General features: G+C 72.0%; 16 protein-coding genes. 8 read left to right on the forward strand and 8 right to left on the reverse strand.

What is annotated here, in order from left to right:
- Positions 1-86: 86 nt before the first annotated feature.
- Both ACFVYL_RS13200 and ACFVYL_RS13205 read left to right on the forward strand, forming a co-directional pair.
- Positions 87-1,451, forward strand: coding sequence for an FtsW/RodA/SpoVE family cell cycle protein (locus ACFVYL_RS13200; RefSeq protein ID WP_389715134.1), 1,365 nt, complete (start codon positions 87-89; stop codon positions 1,449-1,451).
- Positions 1,448-2,908: a penicillin-binding transpeptidase domain-containing protein gene (locus ACFVYL_RS13205; RefSeq protein ID WP_389715135.1), complete on the forward strand. Its 1,461-nt coding sequence runs from the start codon at positions 1,448-1,450 to the stop codon at positions 2,906-2,908. The genes ACFVYL_RS13200 and ACFVYL_RS13205 overlap by 4 nt, the downstream gene beginning before the upstream one ends.
- A gap of 9 nt (positions 2,909-2,917) precedes the next feature.
- On the opposite strand, the gene ACFVYL_RS13210 is transcribed toward ACFVYL_RS13205, so the two are convergent.
- Positions 2,918-4,024, reverse strand: a complete 1,107-nt coding sequence (locus tag ACFVYL_RS13210; RefSeq protein WP_389715136.1) for a ferritin-like domain-containing protein — start codon at positions 4,022-4,024, stop codon at positions 2,918-2,920.
- A gap of 125 nt (positions 4,025-4,149) precedes the next feature.
- Between ACFVYL_RS13210 and ACFVYL_RS13215 the strand changes: the two genes are divergently transcribed.
- From ACFVYL_RS13215 to ACFVYL_RS13230, 4 genes are all read left to right on the forward strand, one after another.
- Positions 4,150-5,088, forward strand: a complete 939-nt coding sequence (locus ACFVYL_RS13215) for a diiron oxygenase (RefSeq protein ID WP_389715138.1) — start codon at positions 4,150-4,152, stop codon at positions 5,086-5,088.
- A gap of 82 nt (positions 5,089-5,170) precedes the next feature.
- Positions 5,171-5,896 carry a TetR/AcrR family transcriptional regulator gene (locus ACFVYL_RS13220; protein ID WP_389715140.1) on the forward strand — a complete coding sequence of 242 codons (726 nt, stop codon included), beginning with the start codon at positions 5,171-5,173 and terminating at the stop codon, positions 5,894-5,896.
- 63 nt (positions 5,897-5,959) lie between these two features.
- Positions 5,960-6,232 (forward strand): hypothetical protein, encoded by a 273-nt coding sequence (locus ACFVYL_RS13225; protein WP_389715142.1) that lies wholly within the window; start codon positions 5,960-5,962, stop codon positions 6,230-6,232.
- Positions 6,233-6,434: 202 nt separating this feature from the next.
- Complete coding sequence (locus tag ACFVYL_RS13230) at positions 6,435-7,598, forward strand: C40 family peptidase (RefSeq protein WP_389715143.1); 1,164 nt, start codon at positions 6,435-6,437, stop codon at positions 7,596-7,598.
- Here ACFVYL_RS13230 and ACFVYL_RS13235 read toward each other — a convergent pair.
- The 5 genes from ACFVYL_RS13235 to ACFVYL_RS13255 all read right to left on the reverse strand — a co-directional run bounded on the left by ACFVYL_RS13235 (position 7,568) and on the right by ACFVYL_RS13255 (position 13,530).
- On the reverse strand, positions 7,568-8,806 hold the full coding sequence (locus ACFVYL_RS13235; RefSeq protein WP_389715144.1) for a styrene monooxygenase/indole monooxygenase family protein: 1,239 nt from the start codon (positions 8,804-8,806) through the stop codon (positions 7,568-7,570). The two genes, ACFVYL_RS13230 and ACFVYL_RS13235, sit on opposite strands and share 31 nt — an antisense overlap.
- Before the next feature lie 69 nt (positions 8,807-8,875).
- Positions 8,876-9,499 (reverse strand): ATP/GTP-binding protein, encoded by a 624-nt coding sequence (locus ACFVYL_RS13240; RefSeq protein ID WP_389715145.1) that lies wholly within the window; start codon positions 9,497-9,499, stop codon positions 8,876-8,878.
- Entirely contained in the window at positions 9,480-9,899 is a 420-nt protein-coding gene (locus ACFVYL_RS13245; protein ID WP_389715147.1) for a DUF742 domain-containing protein, read from the reverse strand. The genes ACFVYL_RS13240 and ACFVYL_RS13245 overlap by 20 nt, the downstream gene beginning before the upstream one ends.
- Positions 9,896-10,492, reverse strand: coding sequence for a roadblock/LC7 domain-containing protein (locus ACFVYL_RS13250; RefSeq protein WP_389715148.1), 597 nt, complete (start codon positions 10,490-10,492; stop codon positions 9,896-9,898). The genes ACFVYL_RS13245 and ACFVYL_RS13250 overlap by 4 nt, the downstream gene beginning before the upstream one ends.
- An 8-nt stretch (positions 10,493-10,500) precedes the next feature.
- Entirely contained in the window at positions 10,501-13,530 is a 3,030-nt protein-coding gene (locus ACFVYL_RS13255) for a nitrate- and nitrite sensing domain-containing protein (protein WP_389715150.1), read from the reverse strand.
- A gap of 357 nt (positions 13,531-13,887) precedes the next feature.
- Here ACFVYL_RS13255 and ACFVYL_RS13260 point away from each other — a divergent pair, with 357 nt between their 5' ends.
- On the forward strand, positions 13,888-14,733 hold the full coding sequence (locus tag ACFVYL_RS13260; protein ID WP_389715152.1) for a protein phosphatase 2C domain-containing protein: 846 nt from the start codon (positions 13,888-13,890) through the stop codon (positions 14,731-14,733).
- Between the two features lie 90 nt (positions 14,734-14,823).
- Here ACFVYL_RS13260 and ACFVYL_RS13265 read toward each other — a convergent pair whose 3' ends face one another.
- Positions 14,824-15,312: a MarR family winged helix-turn-helix transcriptional regulator gene (locus ACFVYL_RS13265; RefSeq protein WP_389715154.1), complete on the reverse strand. Its 489-nt coding sequence runs from the start codon at positions 15,310-15,312 to the stop codon at positions 14,824-14,826.
- A gap of 259 nt (positions 15,313-15,571) precedes the next feature.
- Here ACFVYL_RS13265 and ACFVYL_RS13270 point away from each other — a divergent pair, with 259 nt between their 5' ends.
- A complete protein-coding gene (locus ACFVYL_RS13270) occupies positions 15,572-16,405 on the forward strand; it encodes a lysozyme (protein ID WP_389715155.1) in 834 nt (277 codons plus the stop codon).
- Between the two features lie 62 nt (positions 16,406-16,467).
- Here ACFVYL_RS13270 and lon read toward each other — a convergent pair whose 3' ends face one another.
- Entirely contained in the window at positions 16,468-18,888 is a 2,421-nt protein-coding gene (lon, locus tag ACFVYL_RS13275) for an endopeptidase La (protein WP_389715156.1), read from the reverse strand.
- Between the last annotated feature and the right edge of the window lie 184 nt (positions 18,889-19,072).

The following is a 19,072-nucleotide window of genomic DNA, read 5'->3' on the forward strand; positions in this document are numbered from 1 at the left end:
AACCCCCGCCTGCGCCCCCTCACACCGCTCGGCCGACATAGTCGACATAAGCGGACTTTAGGCCGATTGCTTGCTACGTTCCCGGCATGGCCGGAACGAGCACGGGCGCCGCACCCCCCGCGGTCCCCGCTGCCCGCGTCCCCCGGCGCCGGGGCACCGAACTCGCCCTGCTCGTCGTCGCCGTCCTGCTCTGCGTGTACGGCTACTGCGACGTCGGCCTCGCCCAGCACGGCACCGTCCCGCCCGGCGCCGCCGGTTACGGCGCCGGGCTCGGTGCGCTCGCCCTCCTCGCCCACCTCGCCGTCCGCTTCCGCGCCCCGTACGCGGACCCGCTGCTGCTGCCCATCGCGGTGCTGCTCAACGGCCTGGGCCTGGTGCTCATCTACCGGCTCGACCTGGAGACACCGCACGACGAGGCCGCGCCCGCCCAGCTGATCTGGTCGACCGTCGGCGTGGGCCTGTTCATCGCCGCCGTCCTCTTCCTGCGCGACCACCGCGCACTGCAGCGCTACGCCTACCTCTCCGTCGTCGCCGCGCTGATCCTGATGATCGTGCCGATCTTCTTCCCCGCCGTGAACGGCGCCCGGATCTGGATCAGGGTGGGCGGCTTCTCCATCCAGCCCGGCGAGTTCGCCAAGATCCTGCTCGCCGTCTTCTTCGCCAGCTATCTCGCGGACAACCGCAACGCCCTCGCGTACACCGGCCGCACCCTCTGGCGGTTCAAGCGCCTCCAACTCCCCACCGGACGCGTCCTCGGCCCAATCGTCGCGATCTGGCTGCTGAGCGTCGGCGTCCTCGTCCTGGAGCGCGACCTCGGCACCTCGCTGCTCTTCTTCGGGCTCTTCGTGATCCTGCTGTACGTCGCCACGGGCCGCACCGGCTGGATCGCCGTCGGTCTCGTGCTCGCCGCGCTCGGCGCGTTCGCGGTCGGCTCCCTCGAGCCGCACGTCCACAGCCGCGTCGAGGACTGGCTGCACCCCTTCGCCTCCATCGACGCGGGGCAGGGTCCCAACCAACTCGCCCAGTCGCTCTTCGCGTTCGCGGCCGGCGGGATGCTCGGCACCGGCCTCGGGCTCGGGCACTCCATCCTCATCGGCTTCGCCGCGAAGTCCGACTTCATCCTGGCCACGGCGGGCGAGGAGCTGGGGCTCTCGGGGCTCTGCGCGGTCTTCCTGCTCTACGCCCTGCTCGTGGAGCGCGGCTTCCGTGCCGGGCTCGCCCTGCGCGAGCCCTTCGGGCGGCTGCTCGCGATCGGGCTCGCGTCCATCGTCGCGCTGCAGGTCTTCGTCATCGCGGGCGGCGTCACGGGGCTCATCCCGCTCACCGGCATGGCGATGCCCTTCCTCGCGCAGGGCGGTTCGTCGGTCGTCACCAACTGGATCATCGTGGCACTGCTGATCCGGGTCAGCGACTCGGCGCGCAACCAGCCCGCGGGAGAGGGAGCCCCGTGACGCGGTACATCCGGCACGCCGCCGCGTTCTGCGCGCTGCTGCTCATCGCCCTGCTCGTCAACGCCACCCGTGTCCAGGTCGTCCAGTCCGGCTCCCTCGACGCCAACCCGGCCAACCGCCGCAACGCCATCGTCCGGTTCGACCAGCCGCGCGGCGACATCCTGGTCGACGGGCGGCCCGTCACCGGGTCCAAGGACACCGGGGAGCAGCTCCGCTACGAACGCACGTACAAGAACGGGCCGTTGTACGCCCCCGTGACCGGCTTCGCCTCGCAGGTGTACGGCACGACCTTCCTGGAGCACTCCGAGGACGGCATCCTCTCCGGCACCGACCCGATGCTCGCCCCGTTCCCCCTGTGGAACGACATCACGCGCACGCAGAACCCCGGCGGCCACGTGCAGACCACCATCAAGGCGGCGGCGCAGCGGGCCGCGTACGCGGGTCTGGGCGGGAAGAGGGGTGCGGTCGCCGCGCTCGAACCGTCGACGGGCAAGATCCTCGCGCTGGTCAGCGCCCCTTCGTACGATCCGGAGCGGCTCTCGGGGACCAGCGCGCCGGTCGCGCGGGCCTGGGCGGAGCTGAACGGCAGCCCCAGCAAGCCGATGCTGAACCGCGCGATCCGCCAGACCTATCCGCCCGGCTCGACGTTCAAGGTGGTCACGGCCGCGGCGGCGCTCGACGCGGACACGGTGACGGACCTGGACGCGCCGACCAGGTCTCCGAGCCCGTACACGCTGCCCGGCACGAGCACCCAGCTGACCAACGAGGTGGACGGCTGCGCCGACGCCTCGCTCCGCTACGCCTTCCGGTGGTCCTGCAACACGTTCTTCGCGAAGCTCGGCGTCGACACGGGGCTCGGCCGGATGTCCCGCACGGCGCGGAACTTCGGGTTCAACGACCGCGGCCTCAAGATCCCCTCGTCCGTCGCCCCGAGCAACTTCGACACCTCGATGGACAAGGCGCAGCTCGCGCTCTCCTCCATCGGGCAGTACGACACCAGGGCGACGCCGCTGCAGATGGCGATGGTCTCGGCGGCCGTGGCCAACGGCGGCTCGGTCAAGTCGCCGCGCCTGGTGGACCGTACGACCACCGACGACGGCGACGTGGTCGACACCACGGGCGCCAGGTCCCTGCGCCAGGCGATGAACCCGAACACGGCGATGCGGCTGCGCGAGATGATGCAGCAGGTCGTCGAGGAGGGCACCGGCACGAACGCGGCGATCCCCGGCGTGACCGTCGGCGGCAAGACGGGCACCGCCCAGCACGGCATCGACAACTCCGGTACGCCGTACGCCTGGTTCATCTCCTGGGCACAGGCGCCGGGCGACGGCGAGCCCTCGGTGGCGGTCGCGGTGGTCGTCGAGGACGCGTCGGCGGACCGCGGGGACATCAGCGGGGGCGGCAGCGCGGCGCCGATCGCCAAGGCGGTGATGGAGGCGGTGCTCGGCGCCCGCTGACCGGGGTGTTCAGTCCGCCTCGCCGGACTCGATCGCGTCCGCCACCTCCGCCGTGCGCTCCCGCTCCTCGGCGGCGAAGCGCTCCGCGTCGAGCTTCTCGGCGATCTCCTCGTCCTGCGCCATCAGCTGGTCGAGGTTGGCGTTGCCCATCTCGAAGACGCCCATGTCGACGTACGCCTCCTGCAGGCGCTTGCCCCACAGGCCGATGTCCTTGACGCACGGCACGATGCGGGAGAAGAGCAACTGCCGGAAGATCGCGAGGAATTCGGACTGCTCGCTGTACTCCTCGGCCTGGGCCTTGGGGATGCCGAAGTTCGCCAGGACCTCGTCGCCGCGCAGCCGGTCGCGCATCAGGTAGCAGCCCTCGATGACGAATTCCTCGCGCTCGCGCAGCTCCGCGTCGGTGAGCTGCTTGTAGTAGTCGCGCAGCGCCATCCTGCCGAAGGCCACGTGCCGGGCCTCGTCCTGCATGACGTAGGCGAGGATCTGCTTGGGCAGCGGCTTGTCCGTGGTGTCGCGGATCATGCCGAACGCGGCGAGTGCCAGGCCTTCGATGAGGACCTGCATGCCGAGGTAGGGCATGTCCCAGCGGGCGTCGCGCAGGGTGTCGCCGAGCAGCGCCTGGAGGTTGTCGTTGATCGGGTAGAGCATGCCGATCTTCTCGTGCAGGAAGCGGCCGTAGACCTCGGCGTGCCGGGCCTCGTCCATGGTCTGGGTCGCCGAGTAGAACTTCGCGTCCAGGTCGGGGACCGATTCGACGATGCGGGCGGCACACACCATCGCGCCCTGCTCGCCGTGGAGGAACTGGCTGAACTGCCAGGAGGCGTAGTGCTGGCGCAGTTCGCCCTTGTCCTTGTCGGTCATCTTGGCCCAGTGGGGCGTGCCGTAGAGCGTCATGGACTCGTCGGGGGTGCCGAGCGGGTCGAGCGGGTCGACCTCCAGGTCCCAGTCGATGCGCCTGGCGCCGTCCCACTGCTTGTCCTTGCCCTTCTGGTAGAGAGCGAGGAGGCGCTCGCGCCCTTCGTCGTACTCCCAGCTGAAGCGGGCCGAACTGGCCGACGGGACTTGCCAGGTGAGATCCGCAGGTGGACTCGTGTAAAGCTCGTGCGTCGCCATGACGGCAGGCTCACACGGTGCTGGACGAGGGGTCAACAAGTCGCGCGCAAGGGATTGACGGCCTTACTGACAAGCAGTCTCATAAGACGTGACCGCCGGTAACCCGCGACAAGGCAGGAACAGTCATGACGACCGTGACGGAAGACGATTCCCTGGACGGGCTGCGGGACGCACTCGGACTGCTCAAGGACCGGGAGCAGGTGGCCCTGCGACTCCTGGAGTCGTCCGCCAAGCACTCCTTCGACCCGGACAAGGAGCTCGACTGGGACGCGCCGCTCGAGGAGGGCAAGTGGTTCTGGCCGCCCGAGCTCGTCTCCCTCTACGACACCCCGCTGTGGAAGCGGATGTCCGAGGAGCAGCGGCTCGACCTCGCCCGGCACGAGGCCGCCTCGCTCACCTCGCTCGGCATCTGGTTCGAGATCATCCTGATGCAGCTGCTCGTCCGGCACATCTACGACAAGTCGGTGACCAGCGCCCATGTGCGGTACGCGCTCACCGAGATCGCCGACGAGTGCCGGCACTCGATGATGTTCGCGCGAGTGATCGAGAAGGGCGGCGCGCCGACCTACCCCGTCACGCGCCTCACCCACCACCTCGCGCGCATCCTCAAGACGGTCTCCACCACCCCCGGCTCGTTCGCCTGCACGCTGCTCGGCGAGGAGGTCCTCGACTGGATGCAGCGCCTCACGTTCCCCGACGAGCGCGTCCAGACGCTGGTGCGCGGCGTGACCCGCATCCACGTCGTCGAGGAGGCCCGCCATGTGCGGTACGCCCGCGAGGAGTTGCGGCGCCAGATGGTGACCGCGCCCCGCTGGGAGCGGGAGCTGACGCGCCTCAGCTGCGGTGAGGCCGCCCGCGTCTTCTCCATCGCCTTCGTCAACCCCCAGGTGTACACGAACGTCGGGCTCGACCGGCGGGAGGCCGTCGCACAGGTGAAGGCGAGCGGGCACCGGCGTGAGGTCATGCAGACCGGGGCGAAGCGGCTCACCGACTTCCTGGACGACATCGGTGTGATGCGCGGGGTCGGACGGCGGCTCTGGCGGTCTTCGGGGCTGTTGGCCTGACCATCACCGTGCGGGCCGTCCGTGGCTCGGTGCGCGGTTCCCCGCACCCCTGAAGGGGCGCACCCCGAGTTACGCTGCGGGCATGACTTCGCCTGCCGCCACCCCCGCGTACCGCCGCCTGAGCGTCGAGGCCCGGCGGCGGCAGCTCCTGGACTCCGCGCTCACCCTCTTCGCGCACCGCGCGCCCGAGGAGGTCAATCTCGACGACGTCGCGGAGGCGGCCGGGGTCTCGCGGCCGCTCGTCTACCGCTACTTCCCCGGCGGGAAGCAGCAGCTGTACGAGGCCGCGCTGCGCTCCGCGGCCGACGATCTGGAGCAGTGCTTCGCGGAGCCGCCGGAGGGTCCGCTCACCCGGCGGCTCTCCCGGGCGCTCGACCGGTACCTGGCCTTCGTCGACCAGCACGACACGGGGTTCAGCGCGCTGCTGCAGGGCGGCAGCGTGGTGGAGACCTCCCGGACGACGGCCATCGTGGACGGCGTGCGCAGGGCCGCCGCCGAGCACATCCTCAGCCACCTGGACGTGCCGGAGCCGGGTCCGCGGCTGCGGCTGACCGTGCGGATGTGGATCACGGCGGTCGAGGCGGCCTCGCTGATCTGGCTCGACGAGGACAAGCAACCGCCGCTCGACGAACTGCGGGACATGCTCGTGGAGCAGTTCATGGCGGTGCTCGTGGCGACCGCGGGACGCGACGCGCAGACGGCGGAGGTCGTGCGCTGGGCGCTGACCCTGGAGACCCCGCAGGGGCCCGTCGGCACCCTCGCCCGGCACGTGCTGCCCGTGGTGGCCGACGCGGCGCACCTGCTCTGACCTCCTCGGTGTGACACCGGGGCGCGCCGCCCGGGGGTGGCACCGGGGTGTGACACTGGGGGCGTGAAGAGCGAAGACACTCCCTTCGTGGGCGGCCCCCTGGACGGCCGGGTGCTCCCGGTCCTGCTCGGGCCGACCGGGCACCCCCCGAAGGTGTACCGCGTGCCCGTCCCGGACGACGCGGGCGGGCCGCCGGCCGTCCTGGTGTACCGACGGGTGGCAGCGACCCCTGAAAGGCGCCTCTCCCTCACCCCGAAATGGCATTACGAGTACGACGCCGAGGGCGATGCGGGCGGCGGCCTGAAGTGGCCGTGGTCGAAGCCGGGCCGCCCCTGAGGGGCACGGGGAACCGCGCGCCCCACCACGACGCGGCCGCGGAACGACGCCCGCCGAGCGCCCCCGCAACACCCCACGCCGCCCCCTCCCGAACGAGTGACCTCATTGCGCCGCCCGCCCCCCGCCGGGAGGCGGAACCCCCGCCCCGGGCCGATGCTCGCGGTGCGCGACGGAGGGCCCGGCGCGCACCGGAGGTGATGGCGTGTCAGAAAGGCTGCTGCGGTGGATCTGTACGGGTGCCGTGACGGGCGCCCTGATCACGGCCTGCCCCGGAGCGCAGGCCGTGCCCGCGCCCGCGCCGGGCCCCGGGGAGCGCCCGGTCTCCCAGCTCCTGACGGACCTTCAGCGGCTGTACCGGTCGGCGGAGCGGGCCGCGCAGACGTACCACACGACCGGGGAGAAGCTGAAGAAGCAGCGCGCCAGGGCGGCGGAGCTCGACAGGAAGCTGGCGAAGGCCCGCGCTTCGGTGCACGACAGCCGGGGCGACGCCGCCCGGTTCGCCCGGCAGCAGTACCAGGGCACCACCGAGCTCTCCCCCTACCTGCGCCTGCTGCTCGCCCGCGACCCGCAGCGCGCCCTCGACCAGGGCCACGTGGTCCGGCGCGCGGCCACCAACCGCGCCGCCACGGTGAAGCGCCTCGTCGGCGGCGAGAAGAAGGCCGACGCCCTCGCGGCCGAGGCCAAGAAGGCCCTGGACACCGGAGCCGCCCTGGCCGCCCGGCAGAAGAAGCAGCGGGACCAGGTCGACGGCCGGCTGAAAGAGGTCGAGGAGCTGCTCTCCTCCCTCACCCCGGACCAACTGGCGGCGCTGCGGCAGGCGGAGGAGACGGACACCACCGCGGCGCAGCGGCAGTTCGTGACGCCCGGCGCGCCGAGCGGCAGCCAGGCCAGGCGTGCGCCCTCCCGGCAGGGCGACAGGGCCCTCGGCTACGCGGTGCGGCAGATCGGGCGGCCCTACGAGTGGGGCGCGGAGGGCCCCGAGAAGTTCGACTGCTCGGGGCTGACCCAGCGGGCCTGGGCGCACGCGGGCCGGGAGATCCCGCGGACCAGCCAGGAGCAGTGGGCCGAACTGCGCCACATCCCGCTGGCGCGGCTGCGCCCGGGCGACCTGGTCGTCTACTTCCCCGAGGCCACGCACGTCGCCCTCTACCTGGGCGACGGCAAGGTCGTCCAGGCGCCGCGGCCCGGCGCCCGCGTCAAGGTCTCCCCGATCGCGGCGAATCCGGTCCTCGGCGCCGTGCGGCCCGACCCCGGGGGCCGGGCCGTGCACGGGTACACCCCGCCGAGGCTGCCCGCGGGCGCCACCGCGGGCAGCGACCTCGGGTACGGGTCGGCTCAGGCGCCGGGCGCGACCGACTCCAGGTAGGCGGCCGCCTTGTCCGGGTCGAAGAAGAAGTTCTCGAAGTCGGCCGGGTCGTTGAAGCCGTTGGCAAACCGGTCGGCGACCGCCTTGAGCTGACCGGCCGCGCCCAGGATGTTCAGGACGTGCTCCGGCGGGGCGCCCAGCATCGCGTTGGTCCACTTGGTGACGTGCCGCGCCGTCGCCCAGTAGCGGTCGAAGGCCGCCTGCATCCACGCCTCGTCGAAGGGCTTGTCGCCGTGCTCGACGATGGACGAGAGGTACGAGGCGGCGCACTTGGACGCCGAGTTGGAGCCCTGGCCGGTGATCGGGTCGTTGGCGACGACCACGTCGGCGACGCCGAGGACCAGGCCGCCGCCGGGCAGCCGGCCGACCGGCTTGCGCACGGTCGGGGCGTACCGCCCGGCCAGCGTGCCGCCCGCGTCGGTCAGTTCGACCTTGGTGGCGCGTGCGTACTCCCAGGGCAGGAACTTCTCCAGGAGTTCGAGGGTGAGCGCCAGGTGCTCGCTCGGGTCCTTGATGCCCTGGAAGACGTCGAGGGGCCCGCCAGGGATGCCCTCCCAGAAGAGGATGTCCGCACGCCCGGAGGTGGTGAGCGTCGGCATGACGAAGAGCTCGCCGACGCCGGGCACCAGGTTGCAGCGCACCGCGTCGAACTCGGGGTGCTCGGGGCGCGGGCCGAGGCCGTGGACGTACGCCACCGAGAGCGCGCGCTGCGGTTCGGCGAACGGGGAACGCTCCGCGTCCCGCTCGAACATCGAGACCAGCTCGCCCTTGCCCGCCGAGACGAGCACCAGGTCGTAGGCGCGCGAGAAGTAGTCGAGGTCGCCGACCGCGGCACCGTGGATGACCAGCTGGCCGCCGCGCTGGGCGAAGGTGTCCATCCAGCCCGCCATCTTCACGCGCTGGTCGACGGACTGGGCGTACCCATCGAGCTTCCCCACCCAGTCGATGACGCGGGAGGAGTCGGGCCCGGCGACGGAGACGCCGACGCCCTCGATCCTGGGGGCCTGCGACTCCCAGAAGTTCGCCTGGATGTCGCGCTCGTGCTGCAGCGCCGTGTGGAACATGCACTGCGTGGACATGACCCGGCCCGACCGGATCTCGTCCGCCGTGCGGTTGGACATCAGGGTGACCTCGTACCCCTGTCCCTGGAGTCCGAGGGCGATCTGGAGCCCGGACTGACCGGCCCCGACGACAAGTATCTTCCGCATGCGGTCCTTCTCCTGCTCGGGCTCTTACTCGGGTGTTGCTCAGGGGATACGTCTACACAGGGGGTACGTCTACTCAGGGGTGACGTCGAGCGCGTGGCCGACCAGGGCCAGCAGCGACTCGATCGCCGATATCCGGCGCCGCGCGTCCATGATCAGCACGGGGATGTGCGCGGGCACCGTCAGCGCCTCGCGCACGTCGGCCACCTCGAACTCCTCGCTGCCGTCGAAGTGGTTGACGGCCACGATGTACGGCAGGCCGCAGCTCTCGAAGTAGTCGAGCGCCGGGAAGCAGTCGGAGAGGCGGCGGGTGTCGGCGAGCACGACGGCGCCGATCGCGCCGCGCACCAGGTCGTCCCACATGAACCAGAAGCGCTGCTGTCCCGGCGTGCCGAAGAGGTAGAGCACCAGGTCGTCGTCGAGCGTGATGCGGCCGAAGTCCATGGCGACCGTCGTGGTCGTCTTCTCCGGGGTCGCGCTCAGGTCGTCGGTGCCGGCGCTCGCCTGCGTCATCAGCGCCTCCGTCTGGAGTGGCGTGATCTCGGAGACGGCGGTCACCAGCGTCGTCTTGCCGACGCCGAAACCGCCCGCCACCACTATCTTCGTGGCGATCGGGGCGCGTGACCTGTCCGTCTGCCAGGCCTGCAACTGACCCTCGTTCTCGTTCTCGAGGAGTTCAGAGACGGCGGAGTCCACTCAGCACCCTTTCCAGCAGTGCGCGGTCGGGCTGTCCCGGGCCGTGGCCCGTTCCGTACACCCGGATCTTTCCCTGGTCGGCGAGGTCGCTGAGCAGGACGCGGACCACGCCCAGCGGCATCTTGAGGAGCGCGGCGATCTCCGCGACCGTGCGCATGCGGCGGCAGATCTCGACGATCGCCCGCATCTCCGGCATGACCCTCGCCAGCGTGCCCTTGGGCAGCTCGCGGCGCTCCTCGGGCGCTTCGAGCGCGGCGACGAAGGTCTCGACGAGCAGGACGTGACCGAACCTGGTCCGTCCGCCGGTCAGCGAGTAGGGGCGGACGCGAGCGGGTTTTCGCTCGCCACCGCGCTGCGGGAGCTTCGGCGGCTTGCGGCTGCCGCGACTGCTGCTGCTCATCGGGCGCTCTCCATCGACTGGCGCAGTTCGCTGCGGAGTTCGGGGGTGAGGACGTGCCCGGCGCGGCCGACGAAGAGCGCCATGTGGTACGCGACGACGCTCATGTCGCAGTCCGGGGTGGCGTGCACGCCGAGCAGCGAACCGTCACTGATCGACATGACGAAGAGGCTGCCCTCCTCCATCGCGACCATGGTCTGCTTGACCGCGCCGCCGTCCATCAGCTTGGCGGCGCCGATGGTGAGGGAGCCGAGACCCGACACGATGGTGGCGAGGTCGGCGCTGGAGCCCCTGGGTCCGGTGGGGTTCGCGGCGGGACGCTCGGTGTTCCTGCCGGGGTCGGAGGAGAGCAGCATGAGCCCGTCGGAGGAGACCACCGCGACGGAGAGGAGCCCGGGCACCTCCTCCACGAGGTTGGTAAGCAGCCAGTGCAGGTTGCGGGCCTCGCTGCTCAGGCCGTGCGCGACGGGTTCCGCGGGCCCTGTGGAGCCTGCGGAGGCCGCGGAGCCTGCGGGTGCTGCGGGTCGTGCGGCTGCCGCGGGTCGTGCGGGTCCTGCGGATTCGACGGGTGCGGCGGAAGAACTGGGCGTGCGCATGGGCGCAGTCAACTGCTTGCCTCCTCGACTGAGTCCCCCATTACGTCTGCGACTTGTGTGGTCTTTTCGTTACGTTGCGCCGGGTCTGCCGGGCCTGCGGGGCCTGCCGGTCCCGTCTCGGCGGCGAGCTCGGCCTCCACGTCCCGCCGGCCGCTCTGCGCGCCCTGGTGGAAGCCGCCGAGGCGCCGCCGGAGCGCGTCGGCGTCCACGGAACCGCTGCGCGGCTTCGGCGGGGCGGCCGGTGCGGTGATCTTCGGCGTCCGCTTGGGCAGCCCCTTGTCGGTGACGCGCTCCCACTTGGGCGCGACGGGCGCTTGCTCGGGCTCGGCGTCGGGCTGGGGCTCGGCGTCGGGCTCGGGCTCGGGCTCGGGCTTGGCCTCGGGCTCGGGCTTGGCCTCCGCTTCCCGCTGTGCCGGGTCAGGTGACGGCGGCTGCACGAGCTCCATGGTCGTCTCGGCCGACGGCTCGGGCTCGTGGGCGGGCTCGGGCTCGGGCTCAGGGGCGGGCTCGGGCGCGCGGGCGGGCGCGGGCGCGCGGGCGGGCGCGGGCCCGGCTTTCGGCAGCTCCGTTTCCAGCGTCCGCTCCGCCGCGGCGATCAGCGGATCCTCTCCCTCGCCGGAGGCGGAACCCCCAGCCAACCGCCCCGGAATGACGTTCGAGTTGGCCTCGGCCTCCGAGCCGGGCAGGTGGACGAGCCCGGTCTCCCCGGCCCGGGGCACCGCACCCACGTCGGAAGGCGCCCCCGCCAGAGACGGCGCCTCCGCCAGGATTGCGGTGGGCAGCACCACGACCGCCGCGATCCCGCCCTGTTTCTGCTCCCGCAGCCGCACCCGTGCCCCGTGCCGGGCCGCGAGCCGCGCGACGACGTAGAGACCGAGGCCGAGGCCGTCGCCGCTCTCCTGGTCGTGCACGTCGTCGGGGTCGAAGTCCGCGAGGCGGCCGTTGAGCTCCCGCATCCGCTCCTGGGAGACGCCGATGCCCTCGTCCTGGACGGAGAGCATGACCTCGCCGTTCTCCAGGAGCCAGCCGGAGACCTCGACGGCGGCGTCCGGCGGCGAGAACGACGTCGCGTTCTCCAGGAGTTCGGCGGTGAGATGGCTGATGTCGTCCGCGACGAAGCCCGCCACGTGGGCGTGCGGCGGCAGTGTGGCGATGCGGACGCGTTCGTACCGCTCGATCTCGGAGACGGCCGCGCGTACGACGTCGACGAGCGGGACGGCGCCGGGGTGCTGGTGGCCGTGCTCGGCACCGGCCAGGACCAGGAGGTTCTCGCTGTGCCGGCGCATGACCGTGGCCAGGTGGTCGAGCTTGAAGAGGGTGGCGAGCCGGTCGGGGTCCTGCTCGCGCTCCTCCAGGTTCTCGATGACGGCGAGCTGGCGCTCCACCAGGCCGAGGGTGCGCAGGGCGAGGTTGACGAAGGTGCCGTGAATGGACTGGCGCACCCGCTCCAGGTGCGCGGCGGCCTCGGCGAGCTCCTCGCGCAGCGCGGCGCGCTCGTCGGCCATGGACTGCCGCTGCCCGATGAGGTGCTTGCGGTCCGATTCGAGGGTGGCCAGGCGCTCGGCGAGGGCCGCCGCGTGGCCGTGCAGCGCGTTGACGGACCGGACGACCTGGGCGAACTCGTCGTCGCGGCCCGTGAAACGGATCGGCTCCTGGGGGGCGGGCCCGGTGGCGAGGCGCGCCGATCCCAGGCGCAGGACGGCGAGCGGCCGGGTCAGCGAACGGGCCGCGCCCATGGCGGCACCGACCGCGACGAGCAGGCAGACGCCGACGAGCGCGATACGGATCTCCAGGGCCGTGACGTCGTCGTCGCGCAGCTGGGCGAGCTGCTTGGTGCGCTCGACGCCGAGCGCGGACTCGGCGCCGCGCATCGTCTCGATCCGGGCGGAGAGTGCGGCGTCGACCTTCTCGGCGCTGTAGTTCCGTTCGGCGGCGGAGAGCGTGGGCTGGTCGGTGAGGCGCTTGAGGTACTTCTCCGCGGAGGTGACCTCGGAGCCCGTCACGGTCGACTCGTACGTGGCACGGGCCCGGTCGCCCGCCGCGTCCCGGAAGTCGGCGAGCGCGGCGAGCTCGCGGACGCGGGCCTGCTGGGCGGCGGAGCTCAGCTCGTCGCGGCGCTTGGTCTCGGCCGGAGGGCCGTCGGTGACGTTGGCCGGCAGGCCGGTGACCGGGTCGAGCGAGGTGGTGCCAGTGGAGTCGGGCAGGGCGAGGGCGGCGAGGAGGAGGCCGCGGGTGGCGGCTGCCTGCTCGACGGCGTGGTCGAGGTCGGCGAGCGCGAGGGCGCCGCCGTTCGCCTCCGGGGGCAGCCGCTCGGCCAGGTCGCGGGTCAGTCCGTGGAGTTCGGTGATGACCGCGGTGTACGCCTCGTGGGCTTCGAGAGCGGTGCTCTTGCCGGTGAGCGCCGCTCTGCGCACGGCGGCGATGTCGGCGAGGTCGTCGCGCAGCCCGGCGGGCGCGTCGGCGCCGCGGAGCTCGTCGATCTGCCGGTCCACACGGGCGCTGCGGCTCTGGGAGAGCCCCTTGCCCTGGGGGCGCCCCGACGCGATGAACGTGGTGACCTCGTCGCGCTCGTCGGCGAGGGAATGACCGAGGGAGACCGCCTCCTGGGTCCGCTCGGCGAGCGTCACCAGGCTCTGCGTGTCGTTCAGCCGGCCGGACGCGGCGATGAGGGCAGGCGCGCCCGCGCCCGCGATGGCGGCGGCCACGACGGCCACGGCGACGATCAGCCGATTGCGCACCCGCGCGGTGGGCGCCTTGTTGACCGGGGGCGCGGCCGCAGGGGACGCGGTCGCGGCAGGACCGGCGGAGACGTCAGCCGCGGCGGCCGCGCTCTCGCCCGCTCCGACACCCGGCCCGACGCCCGGTCCGGGTCCCGCTCCGACGCCCGGTCCGGATCCCGCTCCGGCGTCCGGGGAGGGGCCCGTGGCGGTGCGCTCCGGCACACGCTCGGTCGGAGTCGTCGCGCCCGGCGTGGCCCCTTCCGGGGCCGTCTTCTTGCCTTTGCGCCGAGGCCCAATCTTCTGCACCGGTGCTCGCATTCTTGTTTTCGTCTGCCCTTGGGCCCGGGTGACGGCCTGTCAACACGAGCGCTCCCCCGGTACGGCTCCCGACCCTTCCAGTGCCGGTGAGTGGCGGTCGTGCATCGCCTGCCTGGCCACCCGAAGGAGTGAACATCGGCGGGGAGTTGGCGAGCAAGTCCCGGCGGGACGGCCGTGCGGCCGGTGCGGTGTGCCGGTTGGACGTCGCCCGAAGGCTTTGGCAGGATGCGCCGCCACACCCCGACGGAGGCGATCATTCCGGTCGAATTCCGGCGGGCATCCCGGTGCCAAGGATCTTCCCGGGGCCCCTTTTCCGCTCCCCCTGACCTCAGTGAAGACCTCATGCAGACTGGCCGGATGCGTATCGAACTCGCCACCGAGCCCGGCGACCCCGCACGCCCCAACGAGGACTTCGCCTCGGTCGCGCTTCCCGCGTCCGGACAGGGTGGTTCGCTCGTCCTCCTGGACGGCGTGACGCCGCCCGAGGGAGCGGTGGGCTGTCCGCATTCCGTCCCCTGGTTCATCGCGCGACTCGGCGGCGCCCTGGGTGAACTGTCCGTTTCACGCCGGGATATGACGCTCACTGAGGTCCTTGCGGCCGCCATCTCGCGTACGGCCGACGCCCATCGTTCAACCTGTGACCTTTCTCACCCCCGTACGCCACAGGCAACGGTGGTGCTCGTGCGGTGGGACGCGGAGCGCGTCGAACACCTGGTCCTGTCCGACTCGGCGCTGCTCATCGCGGGCCGCGACGGCGCGGTGACCGCGATCCTCGACCGCCGCCTGGCCGAGCTGCCGCCCACCGTGTGGGCCCTGCGCGACCAGGTGCGCGCCCTGCCGCGCGGCTCGGCCGAGCGGGACGTGGCGGCCCGCGCCTACGGAGCGGCCGTCGAGGCGCTGCGCAACGCGGAGGACGGCTTCTTCACGGCCGCCGCCGACCCCTCGGCGGCACGGCGCGCGGTCACCGGCGAGCTGCCGCGGGCCGAGGTGACGGCGTTGGCGGCGCTCACCGACGGGGCCGGCCGGTGGGTCGAGACGTTCCGCGAGGGCGACTGGGCCGACTGCTTCGCGCTGCTGCGCAAGCAGGGGCCGCAGCACCTGGTGGACCGGGTGCGGGAGTTGGAGCGCGCGGACCCGGACCGCCTGGCCTTCCCCCGCGGGAAGCGGCACGACGACGCGGCGGTCGTGTACGCGCAGTGGTGAGGCGTCCGGGTGCTGGTAGGGGTACCGCTCAGGTGTCCGGGCGCTGGTACGGGTACCGCTCAGGCGTCCGGGCGCCGGTACGGGTACCGCTCAGGTGTCCGCGCTCTCGTTCAGCCGCCCGAGCAGCCGGGCGAGTTCGGCGACCTCCGTCCGGTCCCAGCTGGCCAGCCTGCGTACGTACTGGGCGCGGCGCCCGGCGCGCACCGTGCGGAAGCGGGTGCGGCCGTCCGGTGTGAGCTGGATGAGCCAGGCCCGCCCGTCGGCCGGGTCGGGCTCGCGGGAGACCAGGCCGAGCTCCTCGAGCGCCCGCAGCTGGCGGCTCATCGTGGCCTTGCCGACGCCGATGTAGGCGGCGAGTTCGGTGGCCCGCTGCGGTCCCGAGTCGTCGAGGCAGACGAGCAGTCCGTACGCGGCGGGCTCCAGGTCGGGGTGGACCTGGCGCGCCATCTCGCCCGACGAGGCCCGCGCGCGGCGCATCAGCAGCGACAACTCCCGTTCGAGGGAGAGGAACTCGCGGTCCGCCCCCTGTTCCACGTCGCCCTGTGCGCCACGCTTCACGTCCTCTTCTGCAGCACCCATGTCCCGCTTTCCCGTTTCTGAAAGTTGTCGCCGGAAGGACCTCGCGCCGCGGCCGTGGCGACAGCGGCCTGACCAGTATTTCGCAAGGTGACGCCGGTACCGCCCCGAAGGCACCGTCACAGGAGTGGACCAACGGCAGAAGACCGACCCTCTTCCCTGGCGGCGGTCTACGTGCGTAGCTTTTCAAGTGACATGTTCACACCACTCACATGTCGACAGGTCCCCACCGAGCACCACCGAGGCCTTCGGAGGCACGCCCATGCCCGTGCACAGACCCGGAACGGCCCGCCGCTCGCGCTTGTCGCCGGCGGGGGTCCTCCTCGCAGCACTGTCCGCCCTCTCCCTCCTCCTGACGCTCCCCACAGCGGCCCGGGCGGACGACGTCCCGGCACGCGGCTCCGCCCGCCTCGGCCAGGGCGTCATCGAACACGACGGCCAGGGCGGTCTGCCCGCCGGCGGTGACGCCACGCAGACCGAGGGCGTCGACGTCAGCAGCCACCAGGGCAACGTCGCATGGTCGACGCTCTGGAACAGCGGCGTGAAATGGGCCTACGTCAAGGCCACCGAGAGCACCTCGTACAAGAACCCCTACTTCGCCCAGCAGTACAACGGTTCGTACAACGTGGGCATGATCCGCGGCGCGTACCACTTCGCGACGCCCGACACCTCGAGCGGCGCCACTCAGGCCAACTACTTCGCGAGCGGCGGCGGGGGCTGGTCGCGGGACGGCAGGACGCTCCCGGGCGCCCTCGACATCGAGTGGAACCCGTACGGGGCGGCCTGCTTCGGCAAGTCCCAGTCCGAGATGGTCAGCTGGATCCGCGACTTCCTCACCACCTACAAGGCGCGCACCAGCCGCGATGCCGTCATCTACACGGCCACCAGCTGGTGGAAGCAGTGCACCGGCAACTACAGCGGCTTCGGCGCGAGCAACCCGCTCTGGATCGCCCGCTACGACACGAGCCCGGGTGAACTCCCGGCCGGCTGGGGCTTCCAGACCATGTGGCAGTACACCTCGTCGGGACCGACGGTCGGCGACCACAACAAGTTCAACGGCGCCCTCGACCGGGTGGTGGCGCTCGCCAACGGCTGAGCGCACGGACGGCGGCCACCCCGGTACGGGGATGGCCGCCGTCGCCCTGTGCCGCCCCGGGCCTACGCGGCGACCGGGACCCGCACCTCGGCCTCGGTGAGAGCCAGTTCGAGCACCTGACGGACGTCCGTGACCGCGTGCACGTCGAGCTTCTCCAGGACCTCGGCGGGGACGTCGTCGAGGTCCGGCTCGTTCCGCTTCGGGATGATCACCGTGGTGATCCCGGCGCGGTGCGCGGCGAGCAGCTTCTGCTTGACGCCGCCGATCGGCAGGACGCGGCCGGTCAGCGAGATCTCGCCGGTCATCGCCACGTCCGTACGGACCAGGCGCCCGCTGAGCAGCGACGCGAGGGCGGCCGTCAGCGTGACGCCCGCGCTCGGGCCGTCCTTCGGCACGGCGCCCGCCGGGAAGTGGATGTGCACGCCCCGGTCCTTCAGGTCGCCGACGGGCAGCTCCAGTTCGGCGCCGTGCGAGCGCAGGAAGCTCAGCGCGATCTGCGCCGACTCCTTCATCACGTCGCCGAGCTGACCGGTGAGCGTGAGCCCCGAGGCCCCCGTCTCCGGGTCGGCGAGCGACGCCTCCACGAACAGCACGTCACCGCCCGCCCCGGTGACCGCGAGCCCGGTGGCCACACCGGGTACCGCCGTGCGCCGCTCGGCCGGGTCCTGGGCGGACTCGGGCACGTGGTGCGGCCGTCCGATGAGCTCGCGCAGGTCCGCGTCCGTGACCGTGAACGGCAGCTCCCTGTCGCCCAGTTCGTGCTGTGCGGCGATCTTGCGGAGCAGCCGCGCCACGGAGCGCTCCAGGTTGCGCACGCCCGCTTCTCGCGTGTACTCGCCGGCGAGCTTGCGCAGCGCGCTCTCGTCCAGCGTCACCTCGTCCTTCTCCAGGCCCGCCCGGTCCAGCTGGCGCGGCAGGAGGTGGTCGCGAGCGATGACGACCTTCTCGTCCTCGGTGTAGCCGTCGAGCCTGACGAGCTCCATGCGGTCGAGGAGGGCCTCGGGGATGGCTTCGAGGACGTTCGCCGTCGCGAGGAAGACGACGTCGCTGAGGTCGAGCTCGACCTCCAGGTAGTGGTCGCGGAAGGTGTGGTTCTGTGCCGGGTCGAGGACTTCGAGGAGGGCGGCGGCCGGGTCGCCCCGGAAGTCCGAGCCGACCTTGTCGATCTCGTCGAGGAGCACCACCGGGTTCATCGACCCGGCCTCCTTGATGGCCCGGACGATCCGGCCGGGCAGCGCCCCCACGTACGTACGCCGGTGGCCGCGGATCTCCGCCTCGTCGCGCACGCCGCCGAGTGCGACCCGCACGAACTTGCGGCCCATGGCGTGCGCCACGGACTCGCCGAGCGAGGTCTTGCCGACGCCGGGCGGGCCGACGAGCGCGAGCACGGCGCCGCCGCGGCGGCCGCCGACGAGCCCGAGGCCGCGGTCGGCGCGGCGCTTGCGCACCGCGAGGTACTCGGTGATGCGCTCCTTCACGTCCTGCAGACCGGAGTGCTCGGCGTCGAGGATCTCCTGGGCGCCCTTGATGTCGTACTCGTCCTCGGTGCGCTCGTTCCAGGGCAGTTCGAGGACGGTGTCCAGCCACGTCCTGATCCAGGAGCCCTCGGGCGACTGGTCGCTGGAGCGCTCCAGCTTGTCGACCTCCTTGAGGGCGGCCTCGCGGACCTTCTCGGGCAGGTCGGCGGCCTCGACGCGGGCGCGGTAGTCGTCGGACTCCTCGGCCGCGTCCTTGCTGTCGCCGTTGATCTCGCGCAGCTCCTTGCGGACGGCGTCGAGCTGGCGGCGGAGCAGGAACTCGCGCTGCTGCTTGTCCACGCCCTCCTGCACGTCCTTGGCGATGGACTCGGCGACGTCCTGCTCGGCGAGGTGCTCGCGCAGCTGCTCGGTGGCGAGCTTGAGACGGGCGACCGCGTCCTCGGTCTCCAGGAGCTCGATCTTCTGCTGGGTGGTGAGGAACGGCGAGTAGCCGGAGTTGTCGGCGAGCGCGGAGACGTCGTCGATCTGCGTGACGCGGTCGACGACCTGCCAGGCGCCGCGCTTCTTCAGCCAGCTGGTGGCGAGCGCCTTGTACTCCTTGACGAGCTCGGTGACGGCGCCCGGCAGGGGGTCGGGCACGGAATCGTCGAGCTTGAGGCCCTCGACCCAGAGGGCCGCGCCGGGACCGGTCGTACCGGCGCCGATGCGCACCCGGCCGCGGCCGCGGATGAGGGCGCCGGGGTCGCCGTCGGAGAGCCGGCCGACCTGCTCGACGGTGCCGAGGACGCCGGTCGCGGCGTACGTCCCGTCGATGCGCGGAACAAGCAGCACCTTCGGCTTGCTGTCGCCGCTGGACCGGGCGGCGGCCTGCGCCGCCTCCACCGCGGCCCGCACCTCCGCGTCGGACAGATCGAACGGCACCACCATGCCGGGCAGGACGACCTCGTCGTCGAGCGGCAGCACGGGCAGAGTGAGCGACGTGTACGTGGTGGACTCAGTAGCCATGATCTCCCCTTCGGCATTCAAGTTGAGCTATACAGACTCAATGCTTGTGAGCTCCGAAGTGTTCCCCCACCGTGTTCGCTGTGAGCGATCACCCGAAGACGCCCGGACACGACGGAGCACGACGGACGCCGCAGCCGTTCGCGGGGCGCGCGGCGAGGGACGGTTTCCAGTCACGCAGCGTGCG

The organism is Streptomyces sp. NPDC058308 (genome assembly GCF_042880275.1).
In the GTDB taxonomy this organism is placed as follows: Bacteria; Actinomycetota; Actinomycetes; order Streptomycetales; family Streptomycetaceae; genus Streptomyces.